The organism is Nostoc sp. S13 (assembly GCF_029379315.1).
Classification (GTDB): Bacteria; Cyanobacteriota; Cyanobacteriia; order Cyanobacteriales; family Nostocaceae; genus Nostoc.
Window position 1 is genome coordinate 1 of the sequence record NZ_JAQYWQ010000069.1, and the last position, 13319, is coordinate 13319.

Below are 13319 nucleotides of genomic sequence, written 5' to 3' on the forward strand. Positions count from 1 at the left end.
GTCCGCGTTCGCGCAGCGTCTCGCAGAGAGCGTCTTGATTCTGACTCCTGAATTCTGACTTCTGAATTCTTCTTCAATAATTTAATTTTTTCAAGCTTAAAACTCGGAACTTGAGCTTCGGAACTAGAAATGCCAAGTTCTATACTCAAACTCCGAGCTTCTAAACTCTAACTTTCAACCTGTTAGGCAAAATTGCTGATAGATTTTCTCCACTATTGATGCTTAGGGCTGCACTTTCCTTTCTTTACAAACGAAATTGCGCCTTGATCAACTTTTAGTTTCTACCTTTGAAAGAGTTTAACCATTCTTGAACCTGCTCTCGTGCAATATCGCGCCCCCCAAGGCCAAAAGCTAGGGCAATAGCAACAGCGATCGCACCTAGTAAAAGTCCAAAGGCTAAATTCACAATATCACTGGCAACTCCAATCTGTTGCAGTGCCATTGCAGAGACTAAACCAATGATGGCAATCCGCGCTATTTGACCTAAAATCTGGGCTTGGCGTTCGCCGGAACTAGTAATGATGTTAAAAGCCAGATTTGCTAGGAATAAGCCAATGGCAAAGATCACCAATCCTGCCAAAATCCGCCCGAATATGATCACAATACCAGACACTAATGCTGTCAGGGCTGGAATATTCAAGATATTCACCGCCGCCACCGTTGCAAACAACATGATACCCACTAAGGCAACAATACCTACAATTTCCGATGGCGTGCGGGTTGGAGTTGGTTCAACTGTTGGTTGTGTTGAAATTATGATTCGTCTGCTGGGTGTTGTCAGACCCAAAATAGTGAAAATATTATTAAAGCCTAAATTGGTGAGGATACTTGTAACCAAATCCGCTACAAATCGCCCGATGAAATAGGCAACTATCAAAATTGCCACGGCTGTGAAGATGGCAGGGAGGGCGTTGAGAATCTGTTGCAGCATAGCGATCGCCGGTACTGATATCGCATCAATTCGCAAGGCATTCAGCGTTGCGATCGCCACAGGAATCAAAATCAAAACATAGACAATTGTGCCGATAATACTCGATAGAGGTTGCACCCCCGCAGTCGCTGATAATCCTAACCGACTACCTAAATGGTCGATACCAGTTGTCGCCAGCAAGTTTGTCACAATCCGCCGTACCACATTAGCTATGAACCAGCCAACTACAGCAATTAACGCCGCCGCTAAAATGTTCGGCAGAATTAGCAGAACCTCTGTAATTAGAGCTTGTACTGGTTGTAGAGCCTGCCTGAGTCCGAGAGTATCCAAAACTGGCGCGAGAAACAGTAAAAATATAAACCAATACAGAGCATTGCCAATCGTCTCACTCAGAGACAGCTGATTCAGGCTGGGTGCGCTGTTTTCTGGTTCTGGATTCAAACGCTCATCCAGATTAAATGCCTGTAGTGAGCGCACAGTGATAATCTTCACAATGGTTGCCAAAAACCAGGCGGTTCCCAAAAGGATTCCCGCACCAACTAACTTGGGCAAAAAGCCAATAAGTTGATCGAGAAAATTATTCAGGGGTCGAGAGGCTACCTCCAGATCCAATGCCTGTAAAACAGCTACTGCCGTCAACAGGATAATGCTCCAAAAGACTAAGCTGGAGATTAATTTCTCCACTTGGGGAACATCTTGACGACCCGTTACTCCTGCGGCAATGCGGTTATCGATGTTTGTGCGATTGAGGATTCCTCGCGTCAGCGCCGCTGCGCCCAATGCAATTAGCCAACCGAAAAACAAAATTGCCACTGCCCCCAGCAGACGAGGTGTAAATAGAATCAACTGTTGAACAATACCTCGCACATCAGCGATTCCTTGATTCACTGCTGGTTGCACCGGTTGCAGGCTGGGCGATTGTGCCAAAAATTGTTGCACCCTTGTGGACAAAGCAACTCCTATCACCTGGGTTATTCCTTGCCAAGTTGTGTTCATCGTTTTCGGAATTATGCTTAAGTATTCGCCGCAAACACTGAGTCAGTGTTTTGCCTATCAATTTACCAGTAAAAACATACATCTATGGTATTGATATCAAGACTAATTTTTGACTTTGTTACTTATATTTGATTTAATCTTTGGGCATTGGGCATTGGGTATTCTTTCTTCTCCTGCTCCCCCTGCTCCTGCCACTCCCCACTCCCCAGAATTTTGCGTTACTCTAATTGCAGCAACAGCACCAAAGATGTGGAATGTCGCAAGTTTTATCACAATCCATTCAAATTAATGCTACAGCTACGGTGGTGGAGCGCTGTATTAGCGATTTAGCTCTGATGCACCGTTGGCTCAACCCTGTCCTCCGTTGCGAACCTGTAGGCGAAGCTTGGAGCACCGATGTCGGCAGTCAAAGTCGTTTTATCATTCAAATTCCTCTACTAAAACCCACATTGAACAGCGTAGTTGTGCAACGAGAACCGGGTTTGGTAGTCTGGGAATTTAAGGGATTTTTTCAAGGGCGCGATCGCTGGGAATGTCAGCCAACAGAAAAAGGAACCTGCCTACTTAACCGTTTCGAGTACGATATCCCTAACCCCTTAGTGAGTTGGGGTTTCAACACTTTTGCTGCATCTTGGACAAAAGAAGATATGCAAGCCCAACTGCGCCGCCTCAAACGAGTCGCAGAAGAACAAAAATAATTCGATCATTGGTCTTTTAACTAGGTATGAACTTTGGTTCATGTGCAATAGTCCAATTCGTTAAAAAGGGACTGAAATCCTTTTTAACAACAGATATAGGAGGCAGTATTCCTACTGTCTTCTTCACAAGACTTTTGCTATAACTCTTAGAATTCATTCTCAACAAGTGCTTGAGAATAGGGCTTCATCATTACCTTAAGTATAAACACAGGCTCTAACCTCTGTAGATGAGGTTACAAGCCTTTTAAATTGCGTGTTTTTACGTTCTGTTCCCCAAATTAGTAGCTTTATTTATCAGTGAATTTTCTATAAAGTAGGTCAAAATGTTTTCAGCCTTTAGAGATACATATTAGTATCAAAGCGTTGAAAGCAGACAAAAAGATTCGTTTCTAGGGTAAATAACAGAATGGCTACTGTAAATATTTTGACAAAATTATCACTGACTACAGTGGGAGCAGCAGTTATTGGACTGGGAGCAGCAGGAACCGCACAAGCTAAGACTTATAATGAAGTGGGCGATGCAGGTAAAACTTTAAAAACCGCCCAAAGTCTTCCTGGTGGCATTAATGTCATCAAAGGAACTATCTCTTCTAAGAACGGTGCTGACCTCTTTTCTTTCTTTTGGGATAGTGGGCGATTCAAAGCTACGACAGTCGATGGTGCATCCTTCGATACTATATTAGAACTGTTTGATTCGTCAGGTACGCTAATTGCTTTCAACGACGATTCTAAGGGTACGAAGCAATCCACTCTCAATGAGTTTTTGGATACCGGTGAGTACTTGTTGGGAATATCATCCTTCGCCAACTTTGCCCTATCTGCTTCTAGTTATGGTGATATTGCTCCTGGTTATTCTTCTGGCAATTACTCTATCACCTTAAACAAGAAGACTGCTTCTGTTCCTGAACCCGCTTCTCTCATTGGTATCTTAGGCTTAGGTGCTTTCGGCATTACCTCTGTTGGCAAGCGTAAACAACAAGCCGCAGTTAAGGCATAAGCAAGCATCAATTTTTATTTCAGCCGTTTAATTTAACTAACTACTGCTGTGTCAATATGGTGCTGACACAGCATTTTTGATTCAACCATTCTTACCCAAAAAAGTCAAGTAACTGCCGAATCAGAGATGCATCTTCGGCATCAGGAACTTTTGCTAAATAATTTTGTAAGTCGTCTACAGCTAGGGGGTAGTAACCGAGTTTATAATAAATCAAACCGCGATCGCGCAATTCTAAGGTTAAATTAGGAAACAGTAATAAAATTCGTTCAACCGCTCCTAGCGTTTTTTCTAAATTTTGTTGTTTGATATAAATAAATTTTAAATTTGTCAGCATCCGTGCTAAAAATTGCCGATGACTGACTACGGCTAAAAATTCTGCTTGTAGCATCACAGGTTGCTGATAAAGTTGAGACAGCCGTTCTTCGCAATCTTGAGCAAATATTATTTCACCACCATTGAAAGCATCGACGAAAATCTCTATGTCTGGAACATCCGGGCGGATTAGGAAATGTCCTGGCATCCCCACACCCACCATCGGAAAATCAATCCGTCGGGCGACCTCCAGGTAAATCAGTGCTAAGGTAATGGGAATCCCCAATCGGCGGTCAATTACATCATTGAAAAAGCTGTTACGCGGGTTGTAATAGTCAGTTTTATTACCAGAAAACTTTAAATCATCGTAAAGATATTGATTAATACATTGAACTATCCGCAAAGGATATCGTGAAGAAGGCAGGCGCTCTTGAAGTTCCTGTGCCATTGTATCGAGAGCATTGAGGTATTCTTCTGGGTCTAGGTTGGGATATTCTTCTAGTGCAATATACAAAGCTGCTTTTGCTAGGTCAATGTATTCGTCAGACTGCTGAATCTCCTGGTAAAAATATTGTCGTGCTGACGAGAAATTCATAGGCTGTTGTTCGGTGGAAGTGTGAGGATGAAGCGAGAGCGGCTTGGCTGAACTGAAAACAGTTTTTTGTACCTATTTTTATATTAGAGATATTCAGAAGATTTGAAAATGTAGTTTGTTTTTAACCACTATGGTTTTCATCGGTAGGTATCATAACAGTGTGTTACTACAATGTTCTTAAGTGTAGATTCTGCTTACATAGCCATACTTAAACATTATCACGTTGATCAAGCTATCTGAAAGCAACAATTTAATTTTACAAAGGTTTAATCAATTATTTACTTTATATTGTGTATATAAGTCGCCTTAAATCTAGGTTTTGGCTGCTATTTAATCTAATTTTGAATGTATTTCTTATGTGAATACGCGTAAATACTCTCGACGCTAAATAAATTTGCCAGTAATCTAAGTAAATAGGCAAGTGAGGAAAACACTTTTAGTAACCTGCTTAAATAACTAGAAAACAAAAGCTAAGTTCAAAACTTTAGTCATTTTCACTAGTGCTTATATCTGCGATCGCCGCGAGACGCTCGCAGACTTTGGTGCTGCAATGGATCAAAAAATTAAGGCAGAAATCAAGCCAACCCTCTCGACATCCAAGGAGATTGTTATATTTTCGCATTGGGTTTGACTGCAATTGTCCAATACTGAAATGTTTCACTTCCAATCCGATCGCCATCCTCACGGTAGATTTGCCGCAAGCATTCATAAAATGCTAGGGCTTCATTCTCCAATCCAAATGTCATTAAGCACTTTAATATACGGGTGATCCGAAGATAATTGTGGTCAGATATACAGACCCATTCGGCTTTACGATTCGGATAGTCTTCTGAGTGGCTAACAATTATTTTTCCATCATTACTCTCGTGGCGTTGCAACCCATAAAATTTAAGCATGACTGTGAAGGAACGCAGTAAATTTTGACGTAGGTGTGGGTTGCTTTGAAATGCTTGAATTACTTTCTCATCAACAATGGGTGCATCACGATTGAATGCACTTCGCTCAGGTAAAGGGAACAACCACTGAATGTAATTATGGACACACTCCAATTCTTCAAAATCCCAAGTCCACATCTCTTGAATTGTGCGACCTTCTGAATCTCGTTGCTCCCCTAAGTAGAACGGAACAAGCATTGCACTGAGTTGTTTTTGATGATTCATTGCAAACTCCCTTCACAACTCGACATCTTGATTTTGGGCGCGATCGCCTAACCAATGACCTTAGAAGTTATTTAAAAAGTATCAAGGTGAACCTGTTTGACGTTTTTACGATTTGATTTTAAGTATTCTATCTTTTCAGTCATAGACTGCCCAACACCAATCAATACCCCGTTATGATCTTCACCTAGTAGCCACTCAAGCTTTTTCGAGACTATGTAATATTCAAACCCATATATTTCTCCTATTAGGTCGGCAATTACCGCGATCCCACCCTCATAGAGCCAGAAATTACCATGCTGTTTAGTTCTTTTCCAGTCTTCAGTCACAAATCATACTGTCTCTTCTAAAGGTACAAGTTCTTTCAAAATGTCAGGTGCATATTCGAGATGAATTGAGCAAGACGGTTTTTTGAAAGAACTCCACCAGGAATAATTTAGTCCTTTTTTACCCAAGGTTGTGAATCGCTCAAGAATTGACACCAATATCTCTTCGTATTCATGAAGGCTAACTAACCTGAAATTATTGGAAGAAAGGTTTAGCGTTTTTATGGCTTCTTCAATATCTACTCTGAAATCTAAGCGTTGAGTCATAAAACTTACATTGCTCTAATACCAATTCTCTATAAATGATGACGATTCTTTTCCTTGGCGTTCTTAGCGGTTTGCTTTTATTTATTAATCTGAGTATTTTACACTTTTGACTTAACTGCTGACTGTGATGTTTGTAAAGGCTGAGGCAAACTCCAGTCGGGACGCAAGTTAGCGGCGTTGCGTAAATAAATATGATGAATTGAGGCGGAGGCTGGCAGATAGGTGTGGATTAGGAACCGAATGCAGCGTTCTAAGCTACCTTCGACGTGCATTTGCTGCACATCCAACATGGCCACATTATCCCAACCAGGACGCGCTCTAGCGATCGCAGCTGGAAAAATAGCATCCAAATCGCGTGTCACTGAGAAAGTCACACTAATCATGTCCCTCGGCTGGAATTGATTCCGGTTTTCTAATTCATCTAGTAGTTCTGTCACCATCTCTCGCATTGCCTCAACGGTATTTTCTGAAACGGTTGTTGCTCCGCGAATAGCCCGCATTTGCCACTCCACGCCAAAATCCTCCTTAAAACAGAAAAGTTAGGAGTTAGGAGTTAAGAACGAGAAGTTAAGAATTTTAACTCATAACTCCTGTACAGACAGACGCGATTAATCGCGTCTCTCCTAACTCCTAACTCATATTAGGGTCGATATAACCACAACGGTAAACCACTGGTAGACATTTCAAATTCCAGCCAATCAATACCAGCACCAATTCCTGATGAAAACTGACGACTCCCTGGTAGAAAGCGACTCAATAAGGGTTTACGTTCTTCTAGGGTATAGCAGAGAGTTTTTTCTGGATCAAGTCCGACCAGTTCTGCTGTCCAACGGCGGGCATCTTCTTCTGTACCCAGGCGGTCTACAACACCCAACTGTAAGGCTTGCTGTCCAGTAAAAATCCGACCATCGGCGAAACTTTTCACCGTTTCTACTGCTAAAGAACGGCCATCAGCTACCGTTTGAACAAACTGCTGATAACTTGTGTCAATCAACTCTTGTAGGATGTTTGCTTCTGGTTGAGTCAGTTCCCGGTCAAAAGCCAAAATGTCTTTATAAGGGCCAGACTTAATTACCATGAAGGAAACACCGATTTTTTCTAGCAAGCGTTCCAAGTTATTCCCACGCAGAATCACACCAATACTACCCGTAATTGTACCTGGATTGGCGACGATGTGTTCGGCTCCCATGCCGATGTAGACTCCTCCAGAAGCCGAAATATTGCCAAAGCTAGCGACGATTTTAATTTTTTCGCGCAAACGCTTTAGGGCGCTGTAGATTTCTTGAGAATCTCCGACTGTACCGCCAGGACTATCGATACGTAGCAATAATGCCGGAAACTTTTTTTCCTCTACAGTTTTCAGGGCTTCTAGGACGCGTTTGCGAGTAGCACCAGCGATCGCACCAGTAATTTCAATCCGCGCAATTTGTTTTCTAAACTTGGGCTTAAACGGCCAAATCATGAGCTGTCAACATACCTCGTAATAAACTCAATATAAGATGCCCAGAGGTCAGATGACCTGTTTTGCTCTGTTAAGAAACATGAGCAGGCATTCTGCTTATTACGATTTTAAGGAAATTTTTATATTTTGCAGTGAGTTTTATTTAATATTCTCAATGAGTGCTAATCAAGTCCTTAAAGATTGCAGCTAACACAAAATGCTAAACTCTAGTTTAGCGTTCAATGTGATAATTTAGTACAGAATATTTGAGCTTTTTTGCCTAAAAATTCCAAAACCCTTGAGATTCTATCTTTTTAACTTTTTGAGAATTAATTTGCTACGGCCGCACACCTGAACTAATAGTAGTCAGTAATTAATAACTAATAAATAATAAGTATTTAATCAATAATTTCGTTACTCAATTTAATGAATAAAAATTCATTCAGCAACACTAATCCCTATCTAGGTTAAGACAAGTAGTACTTTCACTTTTGGAAATATCACTTTTTCCTCTCTTGTACAGCCCATCAGCACCTGACGAAGCTATTTCTACTATTTAGGAATCAATTCGTAATATTTGATACCTATAATAAACGTACATGTCAAACAGTGCCCCGACGAAAGTACAGGTCAAGCTAATTACAAATAGTCCCCGTAAGGGAGTTCCACTGCCAAAGGTGGCGAGAAAATGCATAATCTGAGTAGCGATCGCTTCAGTTAACTCTTGTAAGCCAGGGATGTTACCGATGAGGGATAGAAGGAGCAATCCGCCACCAACTAGGAACATGGGAGCGACAAAACTAAAAATGATCGTCAGTAGTAGGGAGCGGAGAAAGTTGGTGAAAATAGTCATTTGAAGACAAACTCCGTGAGTAGAGATGACAATAGGCCGATAGCGGTTTGTCATTTTCTACAATACGTGCGATCGCTCCTGAGCAGAGAATATGTCAAAAATCTTAAGTTTTCATTAAAATAAACGGCTACCAGTTACAGCACATGCTGGGGATAGAAAAAATGACTTAAATCAACAAAACCCTTGCAAAATATAGGTTAAAGCCAAGGTTAGCAGCTATTTATTGGTTTGCAGCACTTTTAATAACAGCTTCATTTTCTGAGAGCATCTTTAATCTAAGTTAACGTTTAGTGCCGTTGGGGGGAAATAACCAATTGCCCCATTCGTCGTTCGCTATGACCAAAACATAAAAGGATACAGAGCAAGTAAATTTATTTATGGAGAGATTGTAATGCATGAATTTTGAATTTTGAATTCCCCGAAGGGGTTGACTTCCGCTATTCTTAAGGCAGTTACCGAGTTAGCTACAGAACATTGAACCAGACTACATCCAAATCCAGTTTAGGAGAATGGAGTCAGCGATTGCTGGCGGCGATTTTTCTGGGTGGGCAAGTGCTAGTTCACCTATTGAGAGGCAAAATCCATCGGCGCAACACCTTAGAACAAATGGCAGCAGTTGGGCCAGATTCCCTCTTTATTTCCCTGTTGACGGCTATTTTCGTCGGCGCGGTGTTTACCATTCAGGTGGCACGGGAATTTATCAACTTTGGTGCAGGAAACATTATCGGCGGAGTGCTTTCGCTAGCGTTGACACGAGAACTCTCTCCCGTGTTGACAGCAGTGGTTTTGGCCGGGCGAGTCGGTTCTGCCTTTGCAGCAGAAATCGGTACCATGCGGGTCTCTGAACAAATCGATGCGATGTTGATGTTAAGAACAGATCCAATCGATTACCTTGTTATCCCCCGTGTCCTTGCTTGCTGTTTAATGCTACCAATTTTAACCCTCCTGTCTTTGGTAACAGGGATGTTCGGGGGATTCATAATTGCGACAAATATCTACAACCTGTCTGATACGGTATTTATAGACTCAGCCCGTAACTTTCTTGGTATCTGGGATATTTTTAGCGCCATGATTAAGGCGTGTTGCTTTGGCATTTTAATCGCTGTAATTGGTTGCAGTTGGGGGTTAACGACAACAGGAGGAGCCAAAGGTGTAGGACAGTCAACCACAACTGCGGTTGTGACTGCCTTGCTGATTATATTTGTGAGCAATTTCTTTCTTTCTTGGTTAATGTTTCAGGGGACTGGCAGTGCATTCCTAGGCTTATAAAACTGATAAGTTAGGAGCAAAGCCGGAGACGCTCCGCCTCCGGTTAAGAGTGAGGAGTTCTAACTCATAACTCTTAACTCCTAACTCCTAACTCCTGACTCCTAACTCCTGACTCCTAACTCCTGACTCCTAAAATAGGAGAGATGCCTACTAAATAAAGCAGGATTTAAGATTGTGACCAGTTCATTTGCTTCTAACTCCACATCAACTGTGGAACTCAAGCCTAGTTACAATATACCTATAGTGTTGGTGATTGCCGCTATTCCACTACTGTTGGTACAACCGTGGGTAGGCTTGATTTTCACACTGTTTGGTTTGTTTCTTATGTTTCAGGCGTTAACGCTGCGTTTACAATTTACGGCCACCGACTTAGATATTTACAGAGGCGAAAAATTGATTCGACGCTTTCCCTATCAGGAATGGCAAAACTGGCGGATATTTTGGAATGGAGTCCCTATCCTGTTTTACTTTAAAGAAATTAAAAGTATTCACTTTTTGCCGATTTTATTTGACTCTAACACCTTGAAAACTTGCTTAGAACAACGTTGTCCACGTATTTAGTACTGAGTGTGATCAGTGCTGAGTCGTTTTGCTTTAAACTCATAACTCAGCACTGATGACTCAGGACTTTTATGGCAGGTCAATTGTAATATTTCTGAAAGCTATTTATTCGCGTCATCGGAATTACACTATTGTTTATGAACCCAGAGGCATCTCAAACCCCAGAACCAATTGATGAGCGGTTGGCAGAAAAACAAGAAGAGAACAATGCAGTTGAACATCCAGTAAATCCATCTGTTGAGTCAGTGGTAGAAGCAGGAGCCATTAGCTCGTCAGAAGACTACACAACTTTTGAGCCACTCATCTCCAATGCAGAAGTGGTAGATTCTACAGTAGAGCTAACAGAAAATTCAAATGGTGAGTTTGTAGCGCAGTTAGAAGCGGAAAATGTCGCACTGGGGTCAGAAATAGAAGCAGGAAATCATTCATTATATGCAGAAGCAGAGCAGCGAGTGGCAGAGTTGCAGAGCGCCCAAGCAGATATCAAGTCAGAAATAGCCAAGCTGCAAGCTTTTTACAAAAACCTTCAAGCACAAGTGAGTGAAACTCAAACTTCACTCTTACGACTCGTGCAAGAGTCGCTGGTGCAGTTAGAACAACGCAAACAAACCCTGCAAATTTCTGTAGAACAACTAGAACGCCGTCAAGAACGTATCCGCAACGAGATGCGAACCACTTTTGCCGGTACATCTCAAGATTTGGCAATTCGGGTACAGGGTTTTAAAGACTATCTCACGGGTAGCTTACAGGATTTGGCCTCTACTGCTGAACAGTTGCAACTGACACCAAGTGTGGTGGAACGAGAAAAATCATCTGTAAAAGAAGTTAAACCAGTTGAACCCCAACCTGGAATACCGCAATTTGCCCAACAGCAGTTTCAAGATACTACAAAGCAAATTCGCCGCCTAATTGACCAATACCGTAATAAACCAGATTACTACGGGCCGGCATGGCAACTACGCCGTACCTTTGAACCAGTCCACGCTGAACGAGTTTCCAACTGGTTTTTTACCCAAGGGGGACGGGGTGGTTTGCGGACAATGGGTAGCCGCTTACAGAATATTCTCATTGCCTCAGCCGCAATTTCGATATTACACAAGCTGTATGGCGATCGCGTCCGTACTTTAGTCTTAGCTAATACACCGGAGCGATTAGGTGAATGGCGGCGCGGGTTACAAGACTGTCTGGGAATCGGTCGCCCAGATTTTGGCCCAGACCGAGGTGTGGTATTATTTGAGGCATCTGATGCTGTCGCTCAGAAAGCAGACCGATTGACGAAAGCCAATCAACTGCCCTTAATTATCATTGATGATTCAGAAGAACAAATCAGTTTGTCACTGCTGCAATTTCCTCTGTGGTTAGCCTTTGCTCCTGACCCCAAAATAGTGAGAAACTATGATGATGACTTTTAAATGAGTCATTAGTCATTGGTCAAGAGTAATACCTCTTGACTTTTTTAAATTTTGAATTTTAAATTGTTTATTATGGCTATTTGGTTAACTCTGTGCGGCGCAATTGTGGTCATAGCTTACCTATTGGGTTCTTTTCCCACTGGGTACATTGCTGTGAAGCTGTTAAAAGGTATTGATATTCGGGAAATTGGTTCCGGTTCCACTGGCGCAACTAATGTACTAAGAACCTTGGGGAAAGGGCCAGGAGCATTGGTTTTAGTACTTGATTCCTTAAAGGGAGTATTAGCGATCGCTCTGGTTTATTGGTTGTTCAATTTTGCCCAGATTCAAAATTATATCCCTCGAAGGATAGATGCACAACTGTGGCAACCGTGGGTAGTAACTTTAGCTGGGTTAGCTGCCATCCTGGGACATAGTAAATCAATTTTTTTGGGCTTTACTGGTGGTAAATCTGTTGCTATCAGTTTAGGGATTTTGTTAGCAATGAGTTGGCAGGTGGGTTTAGCAACAGCAGGTGTGTTTGCTGTCGTTGTGGCGATATCGCGGATTGTTTCTTTGAGTTCAATTGCAGGTGCGATCGCAGTTTCCATTTTTATGGTACTTTTGCATCAACCGTTACCCTATATTCTGTTTGGGATTGCGGGTGGACTATATGTGATTTTGCGCCATCGCACTAATATTGAACGACTGGTTGCGGGAACGGAGCCAAAAATTGGCCAAAATGTAGCGACACCAGAACAAACTGCATAATTGGTCAACCGCAAATAGATATATTTTTAGCCCCGATACTTCAGCCGGAGCTAGGGTTGGGAATGAACATTGCCTTTAATTAAGCGGTGGAAAAGACGGCAAGGCCACAAAAAAGCTCCACAGATACTTACTGAGGCGATGGCGGCAACAACACGCCAACTCGAACTAGTCCCAGTTGCAGACTCTGAAGGATCAGCTTGTGTACTTTTAGCTAGTTCTGGCACTGAATGAGATAGCTGACTGGCAGTACTCACCCCTTCAATCGCTGCTCCAATTAGATAAGCTACCAGGGCAATTACTAGCCAGTGATTCATAATATTCAACTGTTTGAACTCTGAGCGTATACTTGGCAATGAGCAATCATTTGATGTCTCGTACTAATGATTGCCGCCTTGCCCAAAGGATAATCGACTTTCGGCTGTATCGCGAATCAGGGGCAGTTTAGATTTTATATAAGTATCAAGGATACTATCTGCCTGAGCATCAATCCCCTGCTTAACTTTTAACTGCTGAAGGAGCAATTGTACTAAAGCAGCATCGTCAAACTGGAGCAGGGTGCTGACCTGGGTAGACTCGATTACAGCCCAGAGCTGTTGCATCATTTTGGCACTGACCATGAGTCTGTAACCTCTTAAGCTTTTCTTTATATTTACACGAATTTAAAATTTATGGTTAGTTTTTATCTGAAGATTTATAAAGATATCGGTTTAAAATGCCTGAGTAAGCCAATAGGGTTAAATTTTGGCGTTTTTCA

15 protein-coding genes and 1 pseudogene are annotated in these 13319 nt (G+C 42.0%); 6 read left to right on the forward strand and 10 right to left on the reverse strand.

The window, feature by feature from the left end:
• Positions 1–274 precede the first annotated feature (274 nt).
• Both PUQ00_RS20085 and PUQ00_RS20090 read right to left on the reverse strand, forming a co-directional pair.
• Positions 275–1927: a mechanosensitive ion channel gene (locus PUQ00_RS20085; protein ID WP_300419917.1), complete on the reverse strand. Its 1653-nt coding sequence runs from the start codon at positions 1925–1927 to the stop codon at positions 275–277.
• Between the two features lie 102 nt (positions 1928–2029).
• Positions 2030–2200, reverse strand: a complete 171-nt coding sequence (locus PUQ00_RS20090) for a hypothetical protein (RefSeq protein WP_300419919.1) — start codon at positions 2198–2200, stop codon at positions 2030–2032.
• Here PUQ00_RS20090 and PUQ00_RS20095 point away from each other — a divergent pair.
• Positions 2182–2625 carry an SRPBCC family protein gene (locus PUQ00_RS20095; protein WP_300419922.1) on the forward strand — a complete coding sequence of 148 codons (444 nt, stop codon included), beginning with the start codon at positions 2182–2184 and terminating at the stop codon, positions 2623–2625. The genes PUQ00_RS20090 and PUQ00_RS20095 overlap by 19 nt on opposite strands.
• 406 nt (positions 2626–3031) lie before the next feature.
• The gene (locus tag PUQ00_RS20100; protein ID WP_300419924.1) at positions 3032–3622 is read left to right on the forward strand and encodes a DVUA0089 family protein; all 591 of its coding nucleotides are present in this window, start codon (positions 3032–3034) and stop codon (positions 3620–3622) included.
• Positions 3623–3713: 91 nt separating this feature from the next.
• Here PUQ00_RS20100 and PUQ00_RS20105 read toward each other — a convergent pair whose 3' ends face one another.
• The 6 genes and pseudogenes from PUQ00_RS20105 to PUQ00_RS20135 form a co-directional block, all read right to left on the reverse strand.
• Entirely contained in the window at positions 3714–4529 is an 816-nt protein-coding gene (locus PUQ00_RS20105) for a SirB1 family protein (protein WP_300419927.1), read from the reverse strand.
• 608 nt (positions 4530–5137) lie between these two features.
• A complete protein-coding gene (locus PUQ00_RS20110) occupies positions 5138–5689 on the reverse strand; it encodes an opioid growth factor receptor-related protein (protein WP_300419930.1) in 552 nt (183 codons plus the stop codon).
• A 71-nt stretch (positions 5690–5760) separates the two neighbouring features.
• A pseudogene (locus tag PUQ00_RS32880) lies at positions 5761–6279 on the reverse strand (DUF6756 family protein).
• 98 nt (positions 6280–6377) lie between these two features.
• On the reverse strand, positions 6378–6779 hold the full coding sequence (gene aroH / locus PUQ00_RS20125; protein WP_300419936.1) for a chorismate mutase: 402 nt from the start codon (positions 6777–6779) through the stop codon (positions 6378–6380).
• 140 nt (positions 6780–6919) lie between these two features.
• Positions 6920–7741 carry a signal peptide peptidase SppA gene (gene sppA, locus PUQ00_RS20130; RefSeq protein WP_300419939.1) on the reverse strand — a complete coding sequence of 274 codons (822 nt, stop codon included), beginning with the start codon at positions 7739–7741 and terminating at the stop codon, positions 6920–6922.
• A gap of 535 nt (positions 7742–8276) precedes the next feature.
• Positions 8277–8573, reverse strand: coding sequence for a hypothetical protein (locus PUQ00_RS20135; protein WP_300419941.1), 297 nt, complete (start codon positions 8571–8573; stop codon positions 8277–8279).
• Positions 8574–9047: 474 nt separating this feature from the next.
• Here PUQ00_RS20135 and PUQ00_RS20140 point away from each other — a divergent pair, with 474 nt between their 5' ends.
• The 4 genes from PUQ00_RS20140 (at position 9048) to plsY (ending at position 12565) form a co-directional block, all read left to right on the forward strand.
• Complete coding sequence (locus PUQ00_RS20140) at positions 9048–9842, forward strand: MlaE family lipid ABC transporter permease subunit (protein WP_300419943.1); 795 nt, start codon at positions 9048–9050, stop codon at positions 9840–9842.
• A 174-nt stretch (positions 9843–10016) separates the two neighbouring features.
• Positions 10017–10403: a DUF3119 family protein gene (locus PUQ00_RS20145; protein WP_300419946.1), complete on the forward strand. Its 387-nt coding sequence runs from the start codon at positions 10017–10019 to the stop codon at positions 10401–10403.
• Positions 10404–10540: 137 nt separating this feature from the next.
• Positions 10541–11815 (forward strand): DUF3086 domain-containing protein, encoded by a 1275-nt coding sequence (locus PUQ00_RS20150; RefSeq protein ID WP_300419948.1) that lies wholly within the window; start codon positions 10541–10543, stop codon positions 11813–11815.
• A 72-nt stretch (positions 11816–11887) separates the two neighbouring features.
• A complete protein-coding gene (gene plsY / locus PUQ00_RS20155; protein ID WP_300419950.1) occupies positions 11888–12565 on the forward strand; it encodes a glycerol-3-phosphate 1-O-acyltransferase PlsY in 678 nt (225 codons plus the stop codon).
• 50 nt (positions 12566–12615) lie between these two features.
• Here plsY and PUQ00_RS20160 read toward each other — a convergent pair whose 3' ends face one another.
• Both PUQ00_RS20160 and PUQ00_RS20165 read right to left on the reverse strand, forming a co-directional pair.
• Positions 12616–12879, reverse strand: coding sequence for a hypothetical protein (locus PUQ00_RS20160; RefSeq protein ID WP_300419952.1), 264 nt, complete (start codon positions 12877–12879; stop codon positions 12616–12618).
• A 63-nt stretch (positions 12880–12942) separates the two neighbouring features.
• Complete coding sequence (locus PUQ00_RS20165) at positions 12943–13182, reverse strand: hypothetical protein (RefSeq protein WP_300419954.1); 240 nt, start codon at positions 13180–13182, stop codon at positions 12943–12945.
• Positions 13183–13319 lie beyond the last annotated feature (137 nt).

Bases quoted from the DNA above. Each gene is read 5' to 3' on its own strand.
- PUQ00_RS20085 (WP_300419917.1), bottom strand. From the start codon at position 1,927: ATGAACACAACTTGGCAAGGAATAACCCAGGTGATAGGAGTTGCTTTG.
- PUQ00_RS20095 (WP_300419922.1), top strand. From the start codon at position 2,182: ATGTCGCAAGTTTTATCACAATCCATTCAAATTAATGCTACAGCTACG.
- PUQ00_RS20100 (WP_300419924.1), top strand. From the start codon at position 3,032: ATGGCTACTGTAAATATTTTGACAAAATTATCACTGACTACAGTGGGA.
- PUQ00_RS20105 (WP_300419927.1), bottom strand. From the start codon at position 4,529: ATGAATTTCTCGTCAGCACGACAATATTTTTACCAGGAGATTCAGCAG.
- PUQ00_RS20110 (WP_300419930.1), bottom strand. From the start codon at position 5,689: ATGAATCATCAAAAACAACTCAGTGCAATGCTTGTTCCGTTCTACTTA.
- aroH (WP_300419936.1), bottom strand. From the start codon at position 6,779: ATGCGGGCTATTCGCGGAGCAACAACCGTTTCAGAAAATACCGTTGAG.
- sppA (WP_300419939.1), bottom strand. From the start codon at position 7,741: ATGATTTGGCCGTTTAAGCCCAAGTTTAGAAAACAAATTGCGCGGATT.
- PUQ00_RS20135 (WP_300419941.1), bottom strand. From the start codon at position 8,573: ATGACTATTTTCACCAACTTTCTCCGCTCCCTACTACTGACGATCATT.
- PUQ00_RS20150 (WP_300419948.1), top strand. From the start codon at position 10,541: ATGAACCCAGAGGCATCTCAAACCCCAGAACCAATTGATGAGCGGTTG.
- plsY (WP_300419950.1), top strand. From the start codon at position 11,888: ATGGCTATTTGGTTAACTCTGTGCGGCGCAATTGTGGTCATAGCTTAC.
- PUQ00_RS20160 (WP_300419952.1), bottom strand. From the start codon at position 12,879: ATGAATCACTGGCTAGTAATTGCCCTGGTAGCTTATCTAATTGGAGCA.
- PUQ00_RS20165 (WP_300419954.1), bottom strand. From the start codon at position 13,182: ATGGTCAGTGCCAAAATGATGCAACAGCTCTGGGCTGTAATCGAGTCT.